At 36.9% G+C, this 25,926-nt stretch carries 23 protein-coding genes; 11 read left to right on the forward strand and 12 right to left on the reverse strand.

Annotation, left to right across the window (positions count from 1 at the left end; genetic code table 11):
* The first annotated feature begins 162 nt into the window (after positions 1-162).
* Entirely contained in the window at positions 163-798 is a 636-nt protein-coding gene (locus BTO08_RS20260) for a hypothetical protein (protein ID WP_242446311.1), read from the forward strand.
* Positions 799-873: 75 nt separating this feature from the next.
* Here the strand turns inward: BTO08_RS20260 and BTO08_RS20265 are convergent, their stop codons facing one another.
* From BTO08_RS20265 to BTO08_RS20275, 3 genes are all read right to left on the reverse strand, one after another.
* Entirely contained in the window at positions 874-1,539 is a 666-nt protein-coding gene (locus BTO08_RS20265) for a response regulator transcription factor (RefSeq protein ID WP_005364861.1), read from the reverse strand.
* Positions 1,540-1,700: 161 nt separating this feature from the next.
* Complete coding sequence (locus BTO08_RS20270; protein ID WP_105062376.1) at positions 1,701-3,047, reverse strand: ABC transporter substrate-binding protein; 1,347 nt, start codon at positions 3,045-3,047, stop codon at positions 1,701-1,703.
* Positions 3,048-3,049: 2 nt separating this feature from the next.
* A complete protein-coding gene (locus tag BTO08_RS20275) occupies positions 3,050-5,029 on the reverse strand; it encodes a HAMP domain-containing methyl-accepting chemotaxis protein (protein ID WP_105062377.1) in 1,980 nt (659 codons plus the stop codon).
* 340 nt (positions 5,030-5,369) lie between these two features.
* On the opposite strand from BTO08_RS20275, the gene BTO08_RS20280 reads away from it, so the two are divergent.
* Entirely contained in the window at positions 5,370-6,362 is a 993-nt protein-coding gene (locus BTO08_RS20280) for a lipoyl protein ligase domain-containing protein (RefSeq protein ID WP_105062378.1), read from the forward strand.
* Positions 6,363-6,845: 483 nt separating this feature from the next.
* On the opposite strand, the gene BTO08_RS20285 is transcribed toward BTO08_RS20280, so the two are convergent.
* Both BTO08_RS20285 and BTO08_RS20290 read right to left on the reverse strand, forming a co-directional pair.
* Complete coding sequence (locus tag BTO08_RS20285; protein WP_242446312.1) at positions 6,846-8,087, reverse strand: trypsin-like serine protease; 1,242 nt, start codon at positions 8,085-8,087, stop codon at positions 6,846-6,848.
* A gap of 162 nt (positions 8,088-8,249) precedes the next feature.
* On the reverse strand, positions 8,250-9,257 hold the full coding sequence (locus BTO08_RS20290; RefSeq protein WP_105062380.1) for a S1 family peptidase: 1,008 nt from the start codon (positions 9,255-9,257) through the stop codon (positions 8,250-8,252).
* A gap of 414 nt (positions 9,258-9,671) precedes the next feature.
* On the opposite strand from BTO08_RS20290, the gene BTO08_RS20295 reads away from it, so the two are divergent.
* Positions 9,672-10,244 carry a PhnA domain-containing protein gene (locus BTO08_RS20295; RefSeq protein WP_105062381.1) on the forward strand — a complete coding sequence of 191 codons (573 nt, stop codon included), beginning with the start codon at positions 9,672-9,674 and terminating at the stop codon, positions 10,242-10,244.
* Positions 10,245-10,341: 97 nt separating this feature from the next.
* On the opposite strand, the gene BTO08_RS20300 is transcribed toward BTO08_RS20295, so the two are convergent.
* Together BTO08_RS20300 and BTO08_RS20305 are read right to left on the reverse strand one after the other, a co-directional pair.
* A complete protein-coding gene (locus tag BTO08_RS20300) occupies positions 10,342-10,782 on the reverse strand; it encodes an RDD family protein (RefSeq protein ID WP_105062382.1) in 441 nt (146 codons plus the stop codon).
* Positions 10,775-12,193 carry a coniferyl aldehyde dehydrogenase gene (locus BTO08_RS20305; RefSeq protein ID WP_105062383.1) on the reverse strand — a complete coding sequence of 473 codons (1,419 nt, stop codon included), beginning with the start codon at positions 12,191-12,193 and terminating at the stop codon, positions 10,775-10,777. Before BTO08_RS20305 ends, BTO08_RS20300 begins: the two co-directional genes overlap by 8 nt.
* A 208-nt stretch (positions 12,194-12,401) precedes the next feature.
* On the opposite strand from BTO08_RS20305, the gene BTO08_RS20310 reads away from it, so the two are divergent.
* On the forward strand, positions 12,402-13,073 hold the full coding sequence (locus tag BTO08_RS20310; RefSeq protein ID WP_105062384.1) for a glutathione S-transferase: 672 nt from the start codon (positions 12,402-12,404) through the stop codon (positions 13,071-13,073).
* Positions 13,074-13,215: 142 nt separating this feature from the next.
* A complete protein-coding gene (locus tag BTO08_RS20315; protein ID WP_105062385.1) occupies positions 13,216-15,546 on the forward strand; it encodes a phosphocholine-specific phospholipase C in 2,331 nt (776 codons plus the stop codon).
* A 57-nt stretch (positions 15,547-15,603) separates the two neighbouring features.
* Here BTO08_RS20315 and speG read toward each other — a convergent pair whose 3' ends face one another.
* Together speG and BTO08_RS20325 are read right to left on the reverse strand one after the other, a co-directional pair.
* Positions 15,604-16,128: a spermidine N1-acetyltransferase gene (gene speG / locus BTO08_RS20320; RefSeq protein WP_105062386.1), complete on the reverse strand. Its 525-nt coding sequence runs from the start codon at positions 16,126-16,128 to the stop codon at positions 15,604-15,606.
* A 139-nt stretch (positions 16,129-16,267) separates the two neighbouring features.
* A complete protein-coding gene (locus tag BTO08_RS20325; protein WP_105062387.1) occupies positions 16,268-17,170 on the reverse strand; it encodes a LysR family transcriptional regulator in 903 nt (300 codons plus the stop codon).
* Positions 17,171-17,287: 117 nt separating this feature from the next.
* Here BTO08_RS20325 and BTO08_RS20330 point away from each other — a divergent pair, with 117 nt between their 5' ends.
* Positions 17,288-17,815 (forward strand): NADPH-dependent FMN reductase, encoded by a 528-nt coding sequence (locus tag BTO08_RS20330; protein ID WP_105062388.1) that lies wholly within the window; start codon positions 17,288-17,290, stop codon positions 17,813-17,815.
* A 166-nt stretch (positions 17,816-17,981) separates the two neighbouring features.
* Here the strand turns inward: BTO08_RS20330 and BTO08_RS20335 are convergent, their stop codons facing one another.
* Complete coding sequence (locus tag BTO08_RS20335; protein WP_105062389.1) at positions 17,982-18,191, reverse strand: TOBE domain-containing protein; 210 nt, start codon at positions 18,189-18,191, stop codon at positions 17,982-17,984.
* Between the two features lie 286 nt (positions 18,192-18,477).
* Here BTO08_RS20335 and BTO08_RS20340 point away from each other — a divergent pair, with 286 nt between their 5' ends.
* The 5 genes from BTO08_RS20340 to BTO08_RS20365 all read left to right on the forward strand — a co-directional run bounded on the left by BTO08_RS20340 (position 18,478) and on the right by BTO08_RS20365 (position 23,439).
* Positions 18,478-19,236: a hypothetical protein gene (locus tag BTO08_RS20340; protein WP_105062390.1), complete on the forward strand. Its 759-nt coding sequence runs from the start codon at positions 18,478-18,480 to the stop codon at positions 19,234-19,236.
* 116 nt (positions 19,237-19,352) lie between these two features.
* A complete protein-coding gene (locus tag BTO08_RS20345; RefSeq protein ID WP_105062391.1) occupies positions 19,353-19,709 on the forward strand; it encodes a VanZ family protein in 357 nt (118 codons plus the stop codon).
* Between the two features lie 166 nt (positions 19,710-19,875).
* Positions 19,876-20,544, forward strand: a complete 669-nt coding sequence (locus tag BTO08_RS20350; RefSeq protein ID WP_105062392.1) for a hypothetical protein — start codon at positions 19,876-19,878, stop codon at positions 20,542-20,544.
* An 868-nt stretch (positions 20,545-21,412) separates the two neighbouring features.
* Positions 21,413-22,075, forward strand: a complete 663-nt coding sequence (locus tag BTO08_RS20360; protein WP_198038515.1) for a potassium channel family protein — start codon at positions 21,413-21,415, stop codon at positions 22,073-22,075.
* Positions 22,076-22,095: 20 nt separating this feature from the next.
* The gene (locus BTO08_RS20365) at positions 22,096-23,439 is read left to right on the forward strand and encodes a TrkH family potassium uptake protein (RefSeq protein WP_431356681.1); all 1,344 of its coding nucleotides are present in this window, start codon (positions 22,096-22,098) and stop codon (positions 23,437-23,439) included.
* Between the two features lie 80 nt (positions 23,440-23,519).
* Here the strand turns inward: BTO08_RS20365 and BTO08_RS20370 are convergent, their stop codons facing one another.
* Together BTO08_RS20370 and phnX are read right to left on the reverse strand one after the other, a co-directional pair.
* Positions 23,520-24,926, reverse strand: a complete 1,407-nt coding sequence (locus BTO08_RS20370) for an FAD-dependent oxidoreductase (protein ID WP_105062396.1) — start codon at positions 24,924-24,926, stop codon at positions 23,520-23,522.
* Between the two features lie 190 nt (positions 24,927-25,116).
* Entirely contained in the window at positions 25,117-25,926 is an 810-nt protein-coding gene (gene phnX / locus BTO08_RS20375; RefSeq protein WP_105062397.1) for a phosphonoacetaldehyde hydrolase, read from the reverse strand.

Consider the following 25,926-nt stretch of genomic DNA (forward strand, 5'->3'; position numbering starts at 1 on the left):
CTATAATAACTAGCAATTCAGCCTATCCTAGTCACAAAATATGCGCCTGAGATAGACGATACTGTAGTTTTACATGACAATAGTTATAGCGTTTATTTTTAGCATTCTTACTAATTTAAAATTATGCTTCTCACTCTATTCATCACAGCAAAAGGAAGTTCTATGATGAAGACCATTATTAGTTTACTGACATTATTATTAGTCGGTTGTTCATCAGGTTTACAAGTCTCTGTTCCTGATTCAGTTTATGAGAATAATCAAGCCACAGGTTATCTTGTCGGTACTCTGGGTGCTAATACCGAATGGCCGAAAACAGGTAAAAATCTGATCACAACGATTAACATTCGCCCTCTAAACACCAACACTCCTAGTATTGCGGATAGTAATATTATTACGATCACCAATAACAATGAAGATGGGCATTTTGAAAATCCAACAATTAGCGGCCATTTGTTTAATATTGAGTTACCCGTTGGACAATACGAAATTTTCAGTATTCAACTAGAAGGCTCAGATGGTAATAAAACGCTGATCTCAAAAAACAACAGCAAAATGGATATTACATTTTCTATTAGTGCTAACCAAGCCAGTTATATTGGACAATTTCTTGCCGTTAGCCGTATAGCGAAAAGTGAACTTTGGAATCTTGAGTATCCAAGTGGGTATGGCTATTTACAGCATAGCTACGATCAACAACGTGATGAAACATTATTTTCTCAACAGTACCCAAAACAACAAGCGACTCCTTTTAACCTTGAATTACTCACTTTTACTGATAATCGTGTATTAAAGAATTGATGGTTCTCTATTATCTAGACCGAAAAAATAAGACGATCATTGATCGTCTTATTTTTTATCTTTGAAACAAGCACATTACTCCGAAACACACGAAGAATAGCTGTACCCTCGCCCACGTATTGTTTTGATGTGCTGTTTAGACATTCCTGCTAATACCATTTTTCGACGAATATTACTGATATGCATATCAAGATTACGATCAAACGGGCTAAGTTCTTTCTTTAAAACGTCTTTTTGTAATGTGGCTTTTGAGACGACAATATCATTATGCTTAATTAGGTATTTAAGCAGATCGAGCTCGGTACCAGTTAAAGGTAGGCGAGAAAGCTGACTTTCTAATTCAACCGATGATGAGGGCAAAGAATGGCGCTGGCGCTCTAAACCGACTCTTCGTAAGATTGTCGAAATACGTACTAGTAATTCTTCAACTTTAAATGGTTTAACCAAGAATTGATCCGCGCCAGCCTGTAAACCATCAAGCATCGTTGTTTCATCTCCTAATGCTGTAAGCATAAGGATTGGTGTTGCAAAACGCTGACAAATACGACGAGCAACCTGCATACCATCAAGTGTGGGTAACATTACATCAAGCAGTATCAGATCGACACCCGTTGATTGAAGATATGTTAACGCTGATTCACCACAATGAACGCAACTAACTTCATGACCTTCATCTTCAAGAACTTCTGTTAATAACGCACACAATTGAACGTCATCATCAACTACTAATATCTTCGACACAATACGACACCTAAACACAATGAAACTGCATATTAATCACCTGTTAAACAGATAACAATAGCTAATACATCTATCCTGTTAAGATAAATTAAGAATTTACCGCTAAAACAAAAAAGCGATGATCTATCTCTAGATCGTCGCTTTTTAAAAAGCTTATCTGGTTATTCTTGGCAAATTAAGCTCGCAACTTTTGCTTCTCTTTGTGGCACATACCATGAGTCTAATCCCGCTTGCACTAACTGTGTAGCTTGTTCTGGTGTCATTGTACCATTTAAGACAGCAACGCTAGTTTGATCGACTTGAGCCTCAAAACTCTGTTTACCTCGAGATAAAATCTGCGCAGCACTTCGAATAGTCGAATCGCACTCATTACGCCAGCCCATCATTTCTTTCGCTATCGGGTTTTCAACCTCGAAGAAATGGTTAGATAATGAGAAGAAACCAGGAATAGAGTTAGTCAATAATTCAGCATACTCCGCCGTTGTCATCCATTCTAATAACGCTTTTGCTGCTGGATTATTTTGAGCCTTGGTATTTAACCCCATACCAATATCAGTATGATCACTGAAATAACATTCATCGCCGCCATTTTCTACCGGAGGAGGAAATACGCCAAAATCTAGCTGGCCTGTAAAGGTGCTGATATCCCAAGAGCCAGCAGGATAAATAGCCGCCTTCCCTGTTTTGAACAATTCAATGGAATCGGCATATTTACGTGTCTGATAACCATTGCCTAAAAACTTACTCCAATTCGCTAATTCCTGAAATACTTGTCGGTATTTTGGTGAGTCAAAACGCTCAGTGCCGTTAATCAACCCTAATCGTCCATCTTCGCCTTTCCAGTAATTAGGCCCTATATTTTGAAAGCCCATCGTACTGGCTTCCCATTTATCATTCGTTCCTATTGCTAAAGGCACATATTGGCCACTGTTTTTAATCATATTCAACACATGATTAAACTCAGCCGTTGTTTTAGGCACACTCAAATCGAGTTTTTTAAATGCATCTTTATTATAGAAAAAACCGTGGATAACAGATGCCATAGGTAAACAGAAGGTCTGTGCACCTGAATCAGTTTGCCAAGGGCTTAATGCAAAGCTCGGGAAGTTCTCCATCCCAGCCATTTCTGTAATATCGCTAAGGTGCCCCTGCGTAAACAGCTTTAACGAACCATCAAATGGACGACAAGCAATTAAGTCGCCAGCACTACCCTTCTCAAGGTTAGTATTCAAATCATCAAGAAATGAGGTCAACCCTTCTGGTGAGCGATAGGTAATTTTAATATTCGGGTAATGCTTATTAAATGCTGGAATGATTTTATCTTTCCAAATCGCATCATCTTGTCGCCAAGAATCAACCAATACAGTACCTTTTAATGAGGAATCATACTGTTGTGCGCTCACCGATAGTGGTGAAAAACCAGCTAACGCGATACCGCTAACAACAAGGCTGCGACATAAGGTTGATTGAACCTTTGTATAAAAAGGGGAAGCCATTATCTGTTTCATATTTATACCTTAAATCGTTCAATCAATTGACGTTGTTCCGCAGCTAGTTTCGATAGCGATTCACTACTATTTGCAGACTCGCGTGCTTCTGATTCTGCGTTATAAGCAACACTCGCAATCCCGTTAATATGCTCAGCGACATCTTGGCTCACTGAGATTTGCTCTTCGGTTGCATGAGCAACTTGCTCTGCCATTTCGAGAATAACACGCATACGATCTGCTATCGTTTGTAATGTTTCATCAGTTAAGCGTGTCTGTTCAACACATTGCTCAGTTTGTTTATGACTTCGTGCCATGACCTTAGTTACCATTTCAGCGCTGTGCTGAAGGTTATCGATCATCTCATTTATTTCTTCTGTTGATTGTTGGGTGCGATTTGCTAAAGCGCGCACTTCATCAGCAACCACAGCAAAACCGCGCCCTTGCTCACCTGCACGTGCCGCCTCAATCGCCGCGTTAAGAGCCAATAAATTCGTTTGTTCAGCAATGCCACGGATAACATCTAATATACTGCCAATATTCACCGTAAAGCTTTCTAGTTTGCGGGTTATATCAACCGCTTCAGTAATATCGACCGATAGCTGCTCTGTGATGTTTCGACTATTAAAAACTAAGTCTCGCCCTTGTTGTGCGGCCTGATTTACTTCATTTACTTCACTCACAGTCAGATCTGATGAACGTGAAATCTCTTTCGCACTGACTTCTAATTCAGAAATGGCAGCGGCTACTTGATCGGTACGTTGTTTTTGATCTTCAACACGGCTCATCGCTTGTTCACTCGTAACAGCAGTTTTATTTGCCTCTGTTACTAGCTGTAATGAACCATCGTTAATTTTTGTGAGAATTTCAGCCATACTTTCAGATAATTGGTCGATAGAGCGAGAAAGTGCACCAAATTCACACTGAGATTGGTAATTAGTACGTTGGGTCATGTCACCCGCAGTCATCTTACGTAATACTGCATTAATTCGTGCTAATGGTGTGTGGATGCTTTTTGCCGTAGTAAAAGCAATAATTAAAGCAATAACACCTGAAATCAAACAGGCAATAATAATACTGTATGTCGCTTGGTTGGCTGCAGCATCAGCAGCATTTCGACTATTAGATGCATTGCTACTCGCATACTGCATATAGTCATTAAGTGCTGTTTGAGTAATCACAACTTGCTGATTAGACTGTTGATTCAAAGCTGACAGTTGACTTTCTAGCTGGTTATTTTCAGCCATAACCGCCAGTAACCCTGTTTTACCCAATGCTAAATCATGGACGCGTTGTAAATTACGCGCATAACGCGCTTTAACATCTTCAGGCACATTAATGCGCTCTAAACCTTGTTTTGCTAATTCAATATCTTTAGCAAGTACTTGGCTTAGTTTTTCAAAGTTAGTGTTTTTATTAGCACGACGAACATTTTTTAAATCACGGCTAATACCGCTGGTAATAAGTTCTGCTCGATTGCTTAAAGAACGTTTTACACTCGCACGTTGGAGTAATAAATTCGCTGCCCATTGATAAGTATCTTCTAATCGAAGAAATGATAAATTAAGCTCTGTTAATCGGTCATTAACAGCAACCCATTGATTATGCGTGTTAATTGTTTTTTGTGATAAATCAAAAAACTTATCAGCAGCAGAAAGTGCCGTTGATAGTTTTAGTTTCGCTTCCTCATCAACAGCATATTTTAATGCTTGTTGTTTCGCGGTGTTAAATTCAGCTTGAGCCTGTGATACCGCCTCTTTTCGTTCGTTTAATAAGTTCGAGGATTGAGTCGTACGGTAATCAACAACTGATAGCTGATTTTCACGTAAGCTCGCGAGTAATTGACTTGCCGATGTAACCATAGGTGTTGACACCTCAGTTACATCGGTAAGGCGATCATGGATTCGACTAGTATTGATATAGCTAATACTTCCTACTACGGCAATAAGAATAAACATTATTATAAAGCCGACAATGGTGCGCTGTACTATTGATAATGACATAACATGCTTCTATTTATGATTAAATCACGCCGCAGCTGATTAAATAAGATAAGTACGAATATACTTATTTCGCGGTTCTAAATAAAAAGTTAACAACAGAATCAATATCAAGATCACACTTTATTATTTAAATAGTGATAAAGGTATTTATTATTTTTAAAAAAATTCCGTTCAAATTCCAATTTGGTATTAAATGACAGTATTTTTAAATTTAAAAATAACTAATGCGATGTACCTCATATAAATACTTTTAATTTGTCCTTATCGCACTTAATTAAACTTGGCGTATATGCAACAATGTACTTTTATAATTCAAAGATTGATGATAAGAGATAATTTCATGAAACTGTCTATCTATTATTCAGAATCAACAGATCCAAGCTTCAATCAAGCGATTGAAGAAACCTTACTGAAACAAGCAAATGACCACAATATTATTGCTTTTTTATGGCAAAATCAGCGCTCTGTTAATATAGGGAAAGATCAGAACCCTTGGCGTGTATGTAAGCCAAAACTACTTCGTAGTGAAAATATTAATATTGTAAGGCGTCATACAATTGGCGGTGCTATCTATCAAGATTTGACACACACAAATATTGCGTTAATCGGCCCGACTCATTATTTAACACAATGCATAATTAAAAAAATACTAATGGGTACATTTGAACCATTAAAAATAGAGATAACAGTATCTGATAATCTTGAATGTTTAGTTGAAAATAAAAAAGTTTCTAATACTGCGCTATCAGTCTCTAAAGATTATTTATTTTTCCATACTACCTTAAGAGTAAATACTTCTCTTAGTGATATATCAAAGTACATGAATAGTCGTTATTCTATTCTCAATCATCAAAACCTTGAACGATCTTATACCACTATTAACCAACATATTCGTCCATTAGAGCATAATGAATTATGTCATTACATTAGTGATAGTATTCAAAAAACACTAAAGCTTGATGTTGAAAATACAGTTATTTTAAATAACCAGCACCCAGATTGGATCGAATTTAGTACAAATTTTTATCGTCTAAAAAGTTGGGATTGGAATTATGGTCAATCACCTAGTTTTATTGAATCGTTAGAGAATGGCTTTTCATGGGGACAGATAGAACTAAAATTAAATGTTGATGCTGGAGTGATCACCAAAGTCTACTATGATGCGCCTATCCAGTACCACAATATGATGAATGACTTAAGCCAAGCGGCGATTGGTTATCCATTTAATGCCAAATCTGTTATATCCATTGTTTGTGGCTTATTGCTCACGCATTCAGAGTATTATGATGAACTGATGGCACTTTCTGAATGGCTACAACAAGAAATTGCATAATACTAAAGATGCTAACTTTTAAGGAAAAATTTAGTTTTATGTCTATATATTGAACTAAATCAATTGGGCATCAATTACGCAATTTTTATCATTAACAACTTCTTGACTTTAGCAGAGGCGGCACCAAATCTAGCCTATCTGCTTTTCCCACAGAGTTATACACAGCTTCTGTGGATAATAGGGACTATTCGTTTCTCCTTACGATACTTATTCCAAGGGAATCTTTATAACAATAATGACCGATAAAAATAACAATTAAACATTAAAAATCATAAGGTTAAATAAGGAAAACAAAAATATTAATTCTTAATAGTTATTAATTTCACTTTATTTATGACATAAAAATACTGTGAATAAATCGTTTTAATTACTCATAATTCAACACAACTTTTGATAAATTTATGCTATATAACTACATAAATATCATTCATAAAAAAACCACCAGCTTGTACTGGTGGTTGATATAAATTAAGAGTGAATAAGTTAACTTTTTTTGCGCCTTACAAAAGACATTACTCCAAGTAAAGCAAGCGATAAAACACCAATATGGCCACCACTTCCACCATCATCTTCAGTGATATTACAGTTATTGGCAGAAATACTGTCATTACAATTCATTTCTGCGTCTGCTTTTTCTTTGGCTAAAAATTCAGGCAATGTGATCGCTTGTTCTGGTACAACAGCAACAGATTCATTAATCCAGTTATAATATGTTCCCACTCTTGCATAAAACGTTGGTCGTGTTAATGAACCACATTGAGGCTCACCTGCTGAACCGCCACTTACAATACCAATTTGTACCCAGTTACTATTATTATCTTGAGTTAATAGTGGCCCGCCGCTATCACCAAAACAAGCATCAGGGCCTATCAAGTCAGGACCTTCAAGTTTACGCGCTGGCAATGTACAAAGTTTTGTTGTATTTGATGGGCTATCAATAAAAATACCGGCTGGATCTTGAGACTCAAAACGTTCATAACATTTATCAATTGGAAAACTTGCTAACATTGTTTCTAGCAAGGTATCTGAAGTATCACCTTCAAAAGCTAAGCTATTTTCTTCCGCCGTCTCTTCATCTTCTGGCGTTGATATTGCTTCTGTTACGCCCCACCCTTGGACTTTGACATTTTCAGGAAGATTTTTCTCGTTCCACTCTGCCTTTAATTTATCATCAAGCTCCACGGCTAAGCTGGTTGACGCTAGCGTAACTTTACCAACACCATCAAAATCACGGTTTACACGTATAAGAGCGACATCATTATCTAATGCAGTATTAATAATCTCGGTTTCAAGATCAACGCCGTTATCTGTTGACACTTGAAGTAAAATAAGAGGGTTATAATCAGGATGAACAACAACATGAGTCGCTGAATAAATATCTTTAATATTTGCTGATGCATTATCCACAAGGCCTGTGGTAACTGTTATATCGGATGGTGCTGCCACTGCCAACCCTGATGCTCCAGCTCCTCCACCACCAACAACGCAGTGAGCTGCAGTGAGTAACCAACGATCATTTAAAACGGTTGCACCACAAAAATGTGATTCATTCGCTTTATTCATACGTAGCGACGCCATGAAATTATCTTCAGTTGCAACCGCGACTTCATCACCACCAATAATATAAGGGAGGAGTTTTTGCTGTTCTGCTTGAGCGTAGACAGAACTACTTACCCCTAAAGCAATGAATATACTCAAAGAATGAGCTAATTTGTTCACCATCATTAAATCCTTTTAAAATACAGCTAATTTAATGATACCGAATACTCTACATTGCTTGCTTAGAAAGATAAACGAGTTGCGACAGGCTTCTTTTTTCTATGTAACTTGTTCTAGCAAACATAAAAAATATTAAATCAAGCCCACAGCAACTCGTTACATTAGTTATTAGCTACGCTTTCTTCGTAACCAGCCCATTCCCAGTAATGACATCACTAAACCTGCACCAACAGAACCGCCACCACCACCATTATCGGTATTATCTTTAGGTATTGGTGTTTTCTCTGCAATTACGTTATTAATCCAGTCATCGTAAGCACCTACACGGGTATAAACATCAGGAGAGTCAGTTCCACATGGTGGTTGACCAAAGCTGGTAATTCCTAATTGAACAGTTTCTCCTGCAGTACTTTGATAATAAAGAGGCCCCCCACTATCTCCAAAACATACGCCCATAAGATCATCCTTCTCAAATGTGCACATCTTTAATGTATCTGCAGGGCTAGAGAACCAATTTTCACCCGGTGATTGGAAATAACATTGGCTCATTGGTAAATAACTGAGATTTACTTCCATCAAAACTTCAGATCCACCTTCATTATTCGTTGCTGTACGCCCCCACCCTTGAGCCAGTAACTTACCATCTTCTTCACTTAACGCAGTTTCAATTTCAAAGGCTTCTTGCTCTGTAGGTAAAGAAACAATCTTCGCCGTGTCTATGTCTCGAGATACAGCTATTAAAGCAATATCGTAAGCAAATTTAGTGTTATTTTTACTATCAAGGCTACCATCCTCATTTTTTAAAGGTTCGGGTAAATAATCTGGATGCACAATCACTTCAACAGCCTGATAAGTATTGTTCGGCTCAAAATCAGAACGCCCTGTTACACCTGCATAAATTTTAATATCTTCTGTAGGTATCGTTTGCAATGAGGCATTTTGCGGACCCGTTCTTATACAGTGTGCTGCGGTTAATACCCAACGTTTAGCAATTAAACTTCCAGTACATTCCCAAGTCCCAGCTTGAATAAACACAGTTGATAATTCTTCAGGATTTGTCTGAACTTCATTACCACCAATAATATATGCACTAATATCACTTTCTGATGCCGTTGCAGAAAGAGGAAAAGACACTATTCCGGCAATAGCTAGCCCTAACGTTGTAATTTTATTCATACAAGCCTTCTTAATTATTTTCCTTTTTAATTAGGCTTATAAAGTAACAAATTATTATTAGCCAAGCAGAAGAGAGAAGTAAAAAAGTGACACCACTCATAACCTAAATAAGAATAACTACTAATTACAACGGCAATTTTAACCATTATGACCATAAAATAAATACAACATCGTAAACATAACTTTGATTTTGGTAAAAAGGTTAAAAAGGTTAAAAAGGTTAAAAAGGTTAAAAAGGTTAAAAAGGTTAATTATTTTTTGGTTGGCTTCTAGATAAATTCTTATGACTTTTTTCTTTCTTTGGACACTAAACAGTCTGATGTACTATATATTTCGTGATCTCGCGCTTGTTTTCTTCCCTTATGATTATTTGATGTGCATAATGTGCCCACAATAACTCTATGGACAATTCCCATGACTATCGAACAAGCTTTAAAAGATCGTAGCGAATCAAAATGTGAACTATGTTCTTCTGAAAATAACCTAGCTGTATACGCAGTTCCAGCGTCTGAAGATAAGAGCGCGGGCTGTAGTGTATACCTTTGTGATACTTGCCGTGGTCAGCTTGAAGATCCAGAGACAACAGATGAAAACCACTGGCGTTGCCTAAACGACTCTATGTGGAGTCAGGTTCCAGCTGTACAAGTAATGGCTTACCGTCAACTTAAGCGTCTATCTTCAAAAACTGACTGGGCAATGGACCTAGTTGACATGATGTACCTAGAAGATGATGTTAAAGAGTGGGCAGATAAAGGTCTTGTTGAAGAAGAACAAGCTTCTATTCCAACGCTTGATGCAAACGGTGCTAAACTGCAAGCTGGTGACAACGTAACAATTATCAAAGACCTTCCAGTTAAAGGTTCTAGTATGGTAATTAAGCGTGGTACGCCTGTACGTAACATCAGCCTAACTGATAACCCTCTTCATATCCAAGGTCGTGCAGACGGCGTTCAAATGGTTATCATTGCGGCATACACTAAGAAATAATTTTTAGTTTTGCTGAACATAGATAAAAGAAAGCCCTTAGCGTTCTCATCGTTAAGGGCTTTTTATTATGTCGTTATTTATATCCAACAAAGATCTTTTATTTAGATTTCTTGATTACAACCGTATTGGCTAATTTATCATGCCAGCCTTGTTTTCGTTTATCCCAGCCAACGGCAAGCAACCCTATTCCTAAAGGGATTGCTGATACAAAATAACCTAAATAACGAATAATAAATTGCTTAACCGTAGGTTTATTTCCTGTTCTTGCATCAACAATGATTGAATGTATTGCCATTTTCCCTGGCGTTGCTGATTTGTAAAACCAAAAAAGCATCACGCCAATAAATGGCAGACCATAATTAACGAGTAAGCTAGCAGGATCAAAAATAGCGCTCGACCCAGTCGAGAAGAAATCACCGTATAAACTGTACAATAATGGTGCAGTGACTAATGAAACAACTAAGGTATCAACAATCGTCGCGACAACACGTTGCCAAAAGCCTACATAAATTACGTTATTGCTACTACAATCAGTCATACTTTCCAAACTTACGATTAATAATAAAGTTAATCATTCGTTTACCTAATGATGAATACGGTGAATATAATAGCTTCAATGATGACAATGAAGCTTGATACATTACAGGACGCATCTTTGATAAACGTTCAAAGCCTTCTTTGCCATGATAATGACCTATCCCACTATGGCCTGAGCCACCAAAGGGTAAATCATCTTGCGCTACATGTAACATTACATCATTAATTGTGACACCACCTGAACGTGTTTCATTAATAACCTTTTGTTGTAAATCTTTATTGTTAGAAAATAGATATAAAGCCAGTGGCCTATCACCTTTATTTATTGATGATATAGCCAGCTCTATCGATTGATAGCCAATGATAGGTAAAATAGGGCCAAAAATCTCACGCTGCATCACTTGCATAGTATCATCTACACCAGTTATAAGATGAAGTGGGAATTTACGCGAGTTCACATCTGGAGAAGAATTGGGGATCAAATTATAAATATCGGCCCCTTTCGCTTTTGCATCTTCTAAAGTCGTCACTAATCGTTCAAAGGACTGACTATCAATAATTGATGTGTAATCTTGGTGGTTAATATCAACAAAGCGCTTAGTAATAATCTTTTTTGCTTTTGTTACAACTTCTGGTAACAAAGCCTCAGGAACATATAGGTAATCTGGCGCTACACACGTTTGGCCACTATTATAAGTTTTTCCGCCTAAAATTCGCTCTAATGCCTTATTGAGATCATAATCATCAGCAATAATAGCAGGAGATTTCCCCCCAAGTTCTAGCGTTACTGGAACAAGGTTTTTAGCCGCATTTGCCATTACGGCTTTACCGGTTGAACTTGAGCCTGTAAAGACTAAATGATCAAACGGTAGTGCTGAAAATACTTTACCTGTGTTGCCTTCTTCTGCAATAAAGCGAATCTTTTCTAACGAAAATGTATCTGTAAATAGCTGTTGTAACAATCGACAGAGCTCTGGGGAATTTTCAGACATCTTCACCATCACTGAATTACCCGCAGCTATCGCGGCAACTAATGGTGCAATAGCTAAAAATAAGGGATAGTTCCACGGCACTATAATACCTACCACGCCAACAGGTTGAGGTATCACTCTATTTTTAGCGGGTTGAAACCACATCGAGGTATGACGTTTTTGTACTCTCATCCAACGAGACAGATTTTTTTGTGTATGTTTAATACACTCAATGCTGGTAAATATTTCAAGCAATGCTGTTTCTGAAGCAGAGCGCTGACCAAAGTCCTGTGCAATCGCATGACAAATAGCATGTTGATTCTGCGTAATTAATAACGATATCTTATCTAAATCTGATAATCTTTCTTGTAATTCAGGCATAGGACATTGTAAAAACGCCTGTTTTTGTTGTGTTATATATTGATCTAACAGCTCATCCATCCGTATTACTCTCATCCAGAATCAAACTAAAATAAGGTAAAGAAACGTTACATTTTTTGTAAGCGTATCGTAAACACAGATCTTTATACTCCATTCCATTAGCTTATGGGAACGAATAAATACAATACGTTACTTTGTTAGATATACGCACTATGCGGTATTTTAGACTACCCTCAATAACAAAAGGGATGAGTAGAAGGTTTTAGATATGTCAGTACCTATTTTATATACACTAAGACAATGCCCTTATGCTATCAGAGCAAGATTAAGCCTGACACTTGCTGAACTTGATTTCGAACAACGTGATATTGATTTAAGGCAAAAGCCTGCCGAAATGTTAGACATAACACAGAAAGGAACCGTACCTTTACTTGTATTAGAAAATGGCGATTATATTGATGAAAGTTTAGAAATTATGATCTGGGCTTTGAACAAAAATGACCCTCACAATTTACTATTGAGTCATACTCCTCACTTCTTTCCTGAAATGCTCAGCCTTATCGCAAGAAATGATCATAAATACATTTCAGCATTAGATCACTATAAAGCCGATGCTCGCTACCATAATCCAGAAGTACCAATATATCGTAAACTGTGTGAATCATTTCTAACCGATCTCGAAAACCGTCTGTCTAACCATCAGTATTTAATGACAGATACATTGAGCCTAGCTGATTACGCGATATTACCTTTTATAAGACAATTTTCGCATATTGAACGTCAATGGTTTAGACAAGCCGGTTATCCAAATATAAAGCAATGGTTAAGTAGTCTTTATCAAGACCCTATTTTTTCAAAAGCAATGAAAAAGTATCCATTATGGGATAATAGAAGAAGCACAGTTACTAATAAATACAATGACTTAACCATGACAAATTAGTGAATTAGCTATGAATTTTGCGTAGCGAATGTCAGCGCTATGTTAATAACTAAACTAACAACAATAGCTTAATAGTTCTGAAATATTCCTTATTCAAATTAGCTGAAGGTTGATTAAACCTCATTTTTAATAAGGAATTTTTATGGTAAACGATAGTCGTCGCTCATTTATAAAAAAGTCTGCCGTTGTTAGTGCAGGCGCTGCTGCAATTAGTACAACCCCAAATGTGTTTGCAAGTATTGAAAAGGCACTTTCAATTCCTGCAAACCGCAAGCATGGCAGTATCAAAGATGTTGAGCATGTCGTTATTTTAATGCAAGAAAACCGTTCCTTTGATCATTACTTTGGCACAATGCCGGGGGTTCGAGGCTTCGCTGACCGTTTTCCATTAAGACAACCTAACGGTGATTTTGTTTGGAATCAGCACAACCCAAATCCAGATGAAGTAAGTACTTTCAAAAAGACCTTATTACCTTGGTATTTTAATACTAGCAAAAATATCGGATACGAATTTTTTGCAGGTACTCCTCATCTGTTTAATAATGCACAATATGCCAATGCACACGGTAAAATGGACCAATGGCTACCGAATAAAACCGATAGGACGATGGGATATTTCACTGAAAAAGAGGTCCCTTTTCAGTTTGCTCTCGCTAACGCTTTTACCTTATGTGATGCATACTATTGCTCAACACAAACAGGCACTAATCCTAATCGTGTTGTCCATTGGTCAGGTACAAATGATGCTCACGCAAAGAAAAATGGCCCTGTCATCAATAATAATCATGAAAATTTTTATACACCAGATGAAATAGAAAACGGATATAAATGGACAACCTATCCTGAACGATTACAACAAGCAGGTATATCGTGGCGTCTAGTGCAGAATATTAACAATAACTACACAGATAACCCGCTTGCTGGTTTTAAAACCTTTAGAGATGCACACCATAATAATCCATCAGCACCTTTCTATTTAAATGGTATCGGAACAGAAACACAACCTTCCATCGAAACATTCCGAGAGCTTTATAATAGTGAGGAAGGTTTACCCAAGGTCACTTGGATTGTTACTGAAAATGATTTGTCTGAGCATCCAGGTTGTTCAACTCCAACCTTAGGTGCTGCTTACACATCTGAAGTCTTAGATATACTCACTTCAGATCCTAGTACTTGGGCTAAAACGGTGTTTATTGTTAATTTCGATGAGAATGATGGCTTATTTGACCATATGCCACCACCGTCTGTTCCTCACAAAACACCAGATAACAAGGTATACGGTAAGTCGAACATCAGTACCCATAATGAGTATTATTATGATACCGATTATTCAAAAACTGAGGAAAATGTTGATAATTTTGTAAGCAATGCTTCACATGGATTAGGACCACGTGTCCCTTGTTATGTTATTTCACCGTGGAGTATTGGGGGGAATATTAACTCACAGGTGTTTGATCATACCTCAGTTTTACGCTTCTTAGAGAAAGTAACAGGCGTTGAAGAGCCGAATATTTCCACTTGGCGACGTGAAATTTGTGGCGACCTCACCTCTTGTTTTGACTTTGAAAAGCGTAATGACGCGATTGATATTCCACAGGGTAAATCAGAATCTGAAGCCCATCAGTTAAAAGCAGCAGCAGAAAAAGAACATGAGAAACATTCGACTAAACCTGGACATGAGCGTGAGTACGGTTACGATGAGTCTGGAAAAAGAACGAAGCCACAAATGAGTTTAGTTGGTTTACCTGTTGTTACACAAAACGGTTCTCGCCCATCTTGCCAACTTCCATATGGACCGAAAGTAGATATTCATTTTAAACCTGATGCCGTAATGTTTGAATTCGCTAACCAAGGTAAACAAGGCATCGTATATCAAACCTATAACTACCTTGCACATAATGAGCCCCAGCAAAACAAATTTCTCGCACCTGAAAATAGCCCATATGATATGACCATGCCGCGTCAATACAGTGTAGCGTCTAAAGGGGCTAATAACCTTGAGCCTACAATTTCAGATAAGTGGACATTTGGTGATCACAGAGACTTTGATTTAATGACCTTTGGTCCCAATGGGTTCATTCGTAGAGTTAAAGGTTTTACATCTGAGCATAGGGAGATGCCAATTGTTTCAATCGATCACAGAGAGACAAGAGCAGGTCATGCTAACCCTCATCTATCGATTAAAATTCAAAATCGCTCTAAACAAACTCAAGTGATCACACTAACAGATAATATTTACGGTAAAGATCCTGTGGAGCTTCAGATCAAGGCTGGAAAAGTAGAGCATATTGCTTATAAAGCCTGTAAACACTGTTGGTATGATTTATCAATAACAGCAGATAATTGTAAATATTTTTCACTACAAGCCGCAGGACGTATTGAGATGAATCACAAACACAACTTTAAAGCTGTGACAGATCCTGAGATGGGTAACTTTTCTCGCGATAACGATTTAAGTAGCTTAATGAGTTAATTTTAATAGTAGAAACCAGACAAGTTATTGTCTCCATTAGCTTGTCTGGTATTCTAATTACTTATTACGGCTCAAGAAATATTCATCTTGTAAGATATACATTCGCTTAATGTCGCAATACTTACCATTAATGAAGATTTCTTTCACTAAATGGCCTTCTTCTAAGAAACCACACTCTTCATACAGATGGATTGCTTTTTCATTCTCAACTGCCACATGCAAATATACTTTATGCAGGTTAAGAATCGTAAACGCATAGTTTAGTGCACGGTTAATTAAAGTACGCGCGTAACCATTACCCTGAAAATCAGGGGCAATAATAATCTGAAATTCCGCTGTACGGTGAATATTGTTAATTTCCACCAGCTCAACAAGACCAATTGACTCTTCATCTTCATTTTCAACAATAAAGCGACGCTCAGTACTATCATGAATGTGTTTACGATATAGCTCTTCGAGCTCTGCAAACGACTCATAAGGCTCTTCAAACCAGTACGCCATAATCGTGCGATTGTTATTTAATTGATGAATAAAGCGAAGATCAGTACGCTCTAGTGCACGTAGACGAATAACATTACTCATTTATCTATATCCTTGATAGTAATGGAGCAGTAAATACACAAGCCTTACTGCTGATACGGAAAAAATACCACTTTACCTCACAAAAAAAAGAGAAAACTTGTAACAAGATATTCAACAAAGCATGCCAATGTTCAGTGACCTAAAGTGGCGTTACTATTTCTGCGATTAACTCAAGGAAACAACTTACTTTCGATGCAACATGTTTACGTGTTGGGTAAAGGGCATAAACGTCAATTTCAGGGAATATGTAATCATTAAATAATAACGTTAACTCACCTGATTGTAGTTGTGTCTCAATATAAAATTCAGGTATACGGATAATACCCAATCCATTTTTAACCAGTTCTAGTGACATTTCCGTATTATTGCTCAATACGCGCTGCTGTACCTCGACTAGTGTTTTGTTTCCTGCTTTATCTAGGTATTCCCACATATTGAATTTTTTCAAATTTGTGTAGCAAAAGCAGCTATGAGCGGATAACTCTGAGGGATGTTGAGGGTAGCCATAGTCTTTTAAGTACTGTTTTGATGCCACTGTGCAAATTCTGCTGCTATAAATACGCTTACAAATTAAACTCGAGTCATCTAATTTAGCAGTAGCGCGAATAACTAAATCATAACCGTCGGCAATCACATCAATAGGCTTATCACTCATATCTAGATCAAGCGTTACTTCAGGGAATCGAGATAAATATGTTGTGAAAACATCGGCTAAATAATGTTTACCAAACCAAACTGGACAACTAACTTTTAACGTTCCTTTTGGCTCAACGGTACTTTGTGTTATTTCCGCAACGGCTTGCTCTGCATCACTAATAAGTTGTACACACTCTTGATAATAAGTCTTCCCTTCAGGAGTTAAAGCAATGCTCCTTGTGGTGCGATTAAGTAGTCGAACCCCCAATCGGCTTTCAAGTTTGGCGATTTCTTTACTTACATAAGAATTAGAGTGTCCTGTAACTTCGGCAGCTGCGCCAAAGCCACCGCACTTCACAACTTGGACAAACACAGTGATGCCATCAAACAATTTATTATTAGCCATATGGAATCTATCTAATCACTTTTAGCCTATTAATTACATCTGAACTCTAATATACACTCTGTACAAAGGTTAACAACGGCATGTTGTTAAAAGACTTGTGGATATGGGGATTTAAAAATGAAACTACTTGCTTTTGCGGCATCGAACAGCCAACACTCTATCAACCGTGCATTAGTGACTTATGCAGCATCACAAGCTAATACCGATGACGTTGAAATTTTAGATCTTAATGATTTTGAGATGGCGATTTACAGTATTGATCGTGAAAATAATTCAGGCATTCCAGAACAAGCACAAATCTTATTCGATAAGATTGGCCAAGCGGATGCTATTTTAATTTCGTTTGCAGAATATAACGGTTCATATACGTCGGCTTATAAGAATGTTTTCGATTGGACTTCACGTATAGATCAAAAGGTTTTCCAAGGTAAACCAGCGATCATGCTAGCTACTTCTCCGGGTCCAGGTGGCGCTGCAAGTGTATTAAATAGTGCTGTTACGTCTGCACCTTATTTTGCCGCAGAGGTGGTAGGATCATTATCTATACCTAGTTTCTATCAAAACTTTGATTTAGAAAAAAACAAATTGATTAATGATGATTTAAACCAGCAATTAGTAACACTAGTTAATAAGTTAGGACATTAACAGCCTACAAAACATAAGGCCGATGATTGTTTATAATCAAATCGCTTTATATGTGCGAGTAGTAACAGATGTAAGACTCACGACTACTCGCTCTAATTAGCTATTAGATAAATTATAAGATTGCTATACCTAAGCGCTAGATAGAGCAATCTTCTTTTCGCTTCCACTATTCAGTTGCCACCATCACACTTGATGCTTTAATAACAAGCACGGCTTCTTTTCCAACAGCAAGCCCTAGATATTCACAAGATTTCTTAGTTAAAATAGACGTCAACGCTACACTCGGCGCTACTTCAACAGTCACTTCAACATTCACAGCACCAACTTCAATATTGGTGACAATGCCCTTAAGCTGATTTCTTGCACTTAGTTTCATTTTTCTATTCCATAGTCATGAAATACTCACAAAGCTGAACAGCCCTGCACCTAAATCCTTTTTAGTTTAGATAAACGGTTAAAAAGTACGTCAGACTATGGGTAAAATATACCTACCCAAAAACGTATCATAAAAAATAGATCGTTATTAATATGTCGTAACTTGCTATTTTCTTTATAAAAACAAGCGTTTTAGACAATATTGGTCACATTTAAACGTTTGAGACGTGAAATTCGTATAATTTTGTATCATGCTTAAAGAGCAATAGCGTTAAAGGAGTACGCTTATGAGCACAAGGTTATGTGAAACCGCCAGCCTAGAACTCGAAGTTCAAAGTGCTGTACAGCAAATCCTAACTACTATGGCGTTGAATCCGTCATCTAACAGCCATAGTGCAAAAAAGAGTGCGTGTATCTTTCAAAATAAGATCACTTATACGCTCTATCTACTTCTGCAATCATTTCAAGGGGAATCTCTCAATACCATTAGCAAGCAATGCCATTATGGAACTAATGTCAGCTTTCAGAATTTTGATCAAATAAGTCAGAAACTGACTGAGGTTATTCGTCAATCACAACATGATTTTGCTATTAGAGCGGCTAATAGGCGTGGAACGCTTACTCATATCACGCAGAAAGAAACAACTGAATTAGTTGAAAATACATTTAATACTGAATGTGAAATGGTTATATCTGCTTTATCTATTCAACAAATGACATCACTCATTAACACATTTACAACGCAAGAAGATATCACCGAAAGTCTCGATCTTGTTTTTAGTCGAGTCATTGTTAACCAAGATATTGATGAAGGTTTCCAACTATCAAAACAAGCGACATACAAACTTGTCGAACAAATTTCTCATTCGATTACTGGTGAACTATGCCAACTTATTTTAACGCAACATATCAGTCAACAACACCAAGAGGATTTTGAGCAATACTTGCATACGGTCAGAACACTTGCTGAGCATTTTGTAAGTCAATCCTATTTACTCAATGCCCCTTTTCTAATAGATAAGACTGATTTCGATAATTTAGAATAACTATAAGTAGCAGGACTACTCCTGCTACTTATTCAACAATTCTAATATTGAACATTGCTTAATAACGCGTATGATCGCAAAATCCATTTACCCTTATATAAAAGCAAGCCTTCATTATGCCTATGTTGTTACGTTATATAGTAAAAAACTGGAAAATTATTACCTTCCTAATTTTAATCGTAATTACAATTTTATCACTATTACCTCAACCCAGCTTACCCCAAGTACCAGGAACAGATAAAACACACCACTTTATCGCCTATAGCGCATTAATTTTTGCTATTGGGCTGAAAATGCCTAAAAACTGGTATTGGCTATTTATCGGCTGTATTGCATGGAGCGGAGCAATTGAGTTAATCCAGCCTTATGTTAACCGTTATGGCGAATGGTTAGATTTAGCTGCAAATACTGGAGGGTTAATCACAGGGTTTATTCTGGCTCGTATTTGTTTCAAGCTATTTTTATCAAAATAAACCATAAGCATTCAAATTAATGATGGCAGTTAATTATCTTATATATCTTCCACATAGAATATTGTGAGATTTGTAAAGTTAACGTCAAACATTCTGACAATATTTGCTTTTAGTCACACTTTTTTTAAACTACTTATTCTGATGGCTAAGATAGGTAATAAAGATAATGACATATAATATTGGCAGAGCAACTTATTACCCTAGCTTAAATCTTATCAGTATAAATAATCAGGAAATCATCCTTGAATTTAATGAAGTGAAGATTCTTAATTTTCTTATCAAAAACACCAACAAAATTACAACAATAAAAAATATAAAAGACGTCTGCTATCCAAACGATAGTCATGCTGAAGATGTTATTAACATTACTATTAATAATATAAAAAAGTTAGTCAACAGCTATCAAAACAGTAGTACTTTTTTAATATCTTGTGTAGGTTTTATCTATTTCAAATCAATCGGTATTGATAAAGGTGATGCTAGTCTTCTTAAACACTTTCTTGTTTATTTGTCACTTACTTTAATGCTGGTATCGGTTTTACTATTATTAAACGCACCAAACAAAGAGTACGTAGATGACGGTCTATATCTATATCAAATAAATAATAACGGGCACACAGTCAAGGTTATAAATAATATTGATAATAAAATAGATAGTAATATCATTAATGAATTAAAATTAGTTAATGAAAACATCACTATATTTTACTTTGAAGATAAATATAATGTTACTTTTTCAATATTAAGTGCAAAAAAAAATAATAAAAGCCATGTTGTAAATAAAAAAAATACAAACCTACTATTTTCAGAGTTAGATAGAGTATTAAAAATATGAAGCGTTATTACTTTTTACTTACATGCTCATTATCTCTTTTTGTCTTTTCAGCTAGCTATTTTATAAACTTACGTTCAATGGCTGATTTGGATGGCTTTTGGCATGCATGCGAGGTTCACAAAACACCTAGGAATAAAAGTGTGATTACCGAACGAAATATAAAAATAGAACACAACGCATATAACGCAACTACCACACAAAAAGGTGGGAAATATCACCACCTAATAGTGCTCGAGTCTAATGGAATCGTGCATCACACTGCCGATAACAAATTCAACTATAGTGTTAACAGTTCTGCATTAAGCTACATATCAAAGACAACACATCAAAGTGATCTTTCTGATAGCTATAGAACCATAAGCAATATTAACCAAGAATCAGGAAAAATAATTTATTACAATAAAGAAATTTGGGTTTTGGAATATAAAAAACAAAATAAGTTAGTCATTTACACACGTCTAATATAAACGCATGACATAACACGCATAAATGGACAAAAAAACATCAATTAGATGAGCAAAATTTATAACTCTTTATCATTTGTACTAAATATAAGATTGCTATTTTTAAAAAAACTGCGCTACAAATCAAATAAAGTGAATTTAAATCAATAAATTAAGTTAAAATCACAGAATACTCTATAGTAGATAAAATCCATACGAACACTCAATCATCTTGTATTACAAATAAAATCCTAGCACTATTCACGATCTATTTTGATAACTGGAAATGTGTAACGACTACGTACGCTTAATTGAGCAAGACAAATTTTATACGTCCATAGTCTTTACAACATTTTAGAAAAATGTTCTTTGAATCAACAACAAAACAATTAAAACGCTACACTAAAACAGTTTGGGGAAAAACAATGAATCCTGAAGATAAACAATTTGCCGTTATTGGTCTTGGCAGATTTGGCATGTCACTTTGCGAAGAACTGAGCGAGCGCGGTGCTCAAGTACTTGCTATCGATCTTGATGAAACCTGTGTGCGTAAAGCGGCTGATGTCGCAACTCAAGCTGTTGTTGCCGATTGTTCAAATGAAGCCACCATTTCTGAGCTAAAATTGGATGATTATGATCTTGTTATGGTGTCAATTGGTGAAGATGTTAATGCCAGTATTCTTACTACCCTTCTTTTAAAAGAAGCGGGAGTTAAAACAGTTTGGGTTAAAGCAAAAGATACACCTCATAGCAAAATCTTATCTAAAATTGGCGCTGATAAGATCATCCGTCCAGAACGTGATATGGGGATTCGTATAGCTCGCAATATGTTAGATAAACGTATTTTTGAGTTCTCTGAACTAGGAAGTGGTATTTCACTCGCAGAAGTGGTTGTTACTGCAAAAAATATGGGACGTAAAATATCTGAACATCCATGTGGTGCCCATAAAGAAACCCAAGTATTAGCACTAAAACGTGGTCCTGAAGTACGTAAAGCTCCAGATCCAAGTACTGAGTTACAAGTTGGCGATATTTTAATTATCACAGGACCTGAAAAAATATTAACTGAGACTTTAAGAAAGCTATGAGTTTCATTCCAAACAGGGGCATGTATGTCCCTATCAAAACTGACAACCATAAAAAAAGATGGTCTGAGCCTAAGATCATCATTTTTAGTTTTTTAGCCATTTTAATACCAGCAGCAATCCTGCTCACGTTACCTGCATTTTCAGTTTCAGGGCTTAGTTTTGTCGATGCTCTATTTACTGCAACTTCAGCAATCAGTGTAACGGGCTTAGGCGTAGTAGATACAGGCTCGCATTTTTCCATTAGTGGTAAAGTGTTATTAATGCTACTCATGCAAATTGGCGGTTTAGGACAAATGACATTGTCTGCCGTTTTACTTTACATGTTCGGCTTGCGGTTAAGTCTACGTCAACAAGCATTAACGAAAGAGCAATTAGGACAAGATAAATTCACAAATATTCGCCGCCTTGTAAAACACATCATCATCTTTGTGCTTATTTGTGAATTGATCGGTATATTTTTTCTGTCGCTACGCTGGGTACCTCAGATGGGTTGGGAGCAAGGTTTATTCTTTGCTGTCTTCCATTCGATTTCAGCCTTTAACAATGCGGGTTTTTCTTTATTCTCTGACGGCTTAACACGCTATGTTGATGATCCACTCGTTATTATTACGATTTCATCATTATTCATATTAGGTGGTTTAGGTTTTACTGTTATCTCTGATATCAAAAGAAATGCACATCGTGGGTTCCATTTTTTATCTTTGCATTCAAAAATAATGATAATAGCAACACCCATCCTATTATTTGTCGGTACCGTAATGATTTGGCTTTTAGAACACCATAATAGCCATACTCTAGGACCACTTAATGAATCAGGGCAATGGTTAGCAGCCTTTTTCCAATCAGCTACAGCACGTACAGCCGGTTTCAACAGTGTTGATATTGGTAAGTTTACCGAACCAACTATGTTGGTCATGATGCTATTGATGCTTATTGGTGCTGGTTCAACATCTACAGGTGGCGGTATTAAGGTATCAACCTTCGTCGTAGCCATTTTGGCAACATGGTCGTTCTTAAAGCAACGTGATCGTGTAGTGCTATTTAAGCGCACAATTTCAAACCAAACGGTGACGAAATCACTGGCCATCATTGTTGTTAGTGGCATTGTACTTACCATTGCAATGTTTGCCTTAATGATCACGGAAAAAGCACCATTCTATGAGGTAATGTTTGAAACCATTTCAGCATTTGCAACCGTAGGCGTTACTGCTGGTTTAACTGCAACCTTATCTGAACCAGGTAAATACATCATGATAGTAGTCATGATCATCGGTCGTTTAGGCCCATTAACCTTGGCATACATGTTAGCTCGTCCTAAACCAACCTTGCTTAAATACCCTGAAGATAACGTCGCTGCTGGCTAAATCTTTTTCGAGGTATAAACAGATAAAGGCTTGTTCTTAAAATCTATTAGAACAAGCCTTTTTCTTATTTATTCTATATATCAAGCCTTATCAGCTTTACCAGCCGCATTAGCAAATTTTGCTAATTGCTTATCTAACCAAAGAGGCGATTTACCATTATCTTCGGCGCACTCTTTTCGACGAATTGCATTACGCACCATCATCGCACCACACCATCGAATTGGCTCAGGAGGAAAACTACCTTTAGGCCCTGATACAAGACCACTTTGGCTCCACTCATTCTGTTGTTCGAGTACTAATGAAGATAATATTTGCCCACCAATCCAAGTTTGTGCCACTCCATTTCCCGAATAGCCTAAACCATACACAATATCTTTATTGCCATCTAATTGGCCGAAAAATGGTAAGCCCGTCGTTGAACGATCCGATGCGCCAGTCCATGTCGCAGCAAATTTTTCTTCTTCAAGGTTTGGAAAAAGCTTATTAAATGATCGTCGCAACAGCTTGCTATAACGACTCGGTGAATCAAATACTTTGCTGATTTTATTACCATAGGAGAAATAATTCCCTCCTTTGCCCAGCATTAAACGCCCTTCGGACGTCGAGCGATAATAGTGCACAAAAATACGTGAATCGATAACGGTTTTACCATCTTTTAATCCCATATCATTAAGCTTTTCAGGAATTGGTTGAGTGATCGCCATATCAGAGCTAACTAAAACAACATTTCGTTTGAACTGCGGAAATTGTTCTAGCATCCATGCATTTAACGCGAGTACAACTTTTTTGGTAAAAATATCGCCTTCTGGTGTCGTGATTGAAATTGGAATTTCTGTGCTGATATTTTCCATAGGGGTATTTTCATAAATTTTAATCCCCATGTTTTCAGCAACACGCTTAAGCCCACGCGCTAATAACGCAGGTTGTACGCTTGCCGCTGCGGGTGAATAAAACCCTTCACAATGTAGCTTTGAGCCAGCTTCTTGCTGGACCTTATCATTTTGCCACTCCTGCCAACTATTCACTTCATGTTTAGATAGTTGTTCAAGTACACCTTTCATTGCACCTTGCTGCGCTTTATTTGTTGCTGTATATAAAGTGCCATTAAGACGTAGATCAGCATCAATATTATTTTCTTTACAAAAATCAGCTATTTCATAAACAGCACGTTCAGATGCTTGTACTAGTTTTACCGCTTCCTCTTCACCGTAGAGTTTCTTCATGGAGGAATATTTAGTTGACCATGTCAGCATACATCCCCCATTTCGACCAGATGCACCACTACCACATAAGCCTTTATCTATAATCACAATGTCGAGATTCGGCTGCTGTTTCTTTAGCTCAATAGCGGTCCATAAACCAGTGTAACCACCTCCAACAATACATACATCCGTTTGAATATCGTGTTTGAGTGAGGTAACTGTATTATCAGATTCTTTCTTTAATGCTTCTGAAAACCAAAATGGTTGGAAATGACTATTATGCATACCCTACTGCTTCCTTTATTGGTATAGACCATTAAAGAAACAATAAAATCTTTGTATGACGTTTTAATAACAGCAAACAATTGAAATATAAATTTAATATGAATAAACAGGACTATAAATCTAGTGAGTTAGCCTTCTACAAAAGAACTAACTCACTTATTAATTATATGATAACTATATAATCACTAAATTAGGGCCTTTCACCCCTTGCAAGACGAAGGTTAATATCAGCCACAACTTTAGGTAAATCTGCTATGGTATCAATTTGATAGTGAGCACCAGAATGACTAAATGCTTTCTGCGCTTTTTCACGTGCAGCGTTTAAAGTGTCAATATCTGCAGATTCAAATTGCTCTTGAGTAAGACCTGCCTCGTTACCAGATAATAATAACGCCACAGTCCACATCCCTGCATTTAACCCTTCACTAATACCAGGAACAGAGTCATCCACTTTAATACACGTTGAAACATCGCCAAGTCCTAGTTCTAGCATGTTTTTTAATGCCATAAAGGCTGCAGGACGACCACCTACGGCTAGATCATCAGTGGCAACAACGCAGTCAGGTACAAAACCATTAGCATTTAAAGAAGGCAGTAAGGCGTCTAGCACTGCGCGAGGATAACCAGTACATGCACCTATTTTAATATCTTGCTCACGTAACACAGCCACAACACTTTCTGTGCCTGGAATTAAATCAGCATGTTCACCAACTTTTGCAATTTGTAATGGCATAAACGTTTCATAAATCGCATCAATGTCTGATTCTTCCATTTTACGACCAAACTGTGCGTACCAGCGCCCTGAAACGTCTGGTAACTCACCCACAACCTTAATGTGATCCCACTTACCTAGCCCCATTGGTACACGAGCTTCTTGTAATGAAATATCAAAGTCAAAACCACGTCGAAATGCTTCTACAAAGATAGTGGTTGGTGCAAATGAACCAAAATCGACTACGGTTCCAGCTAAATCAAAAATTACACCCTTAATCTGTTTCAT

The organism is Photobacterium angustum, from assembly GCF_002954615.1.
In the GTDB taxonomy this organism is placed as follows: Bacteria; Pseudomonadota; Gammaproteobacteria; order Enterobacterales; family Vibrionaceae; genus Photobacterium; species Photobacterium angustum_A.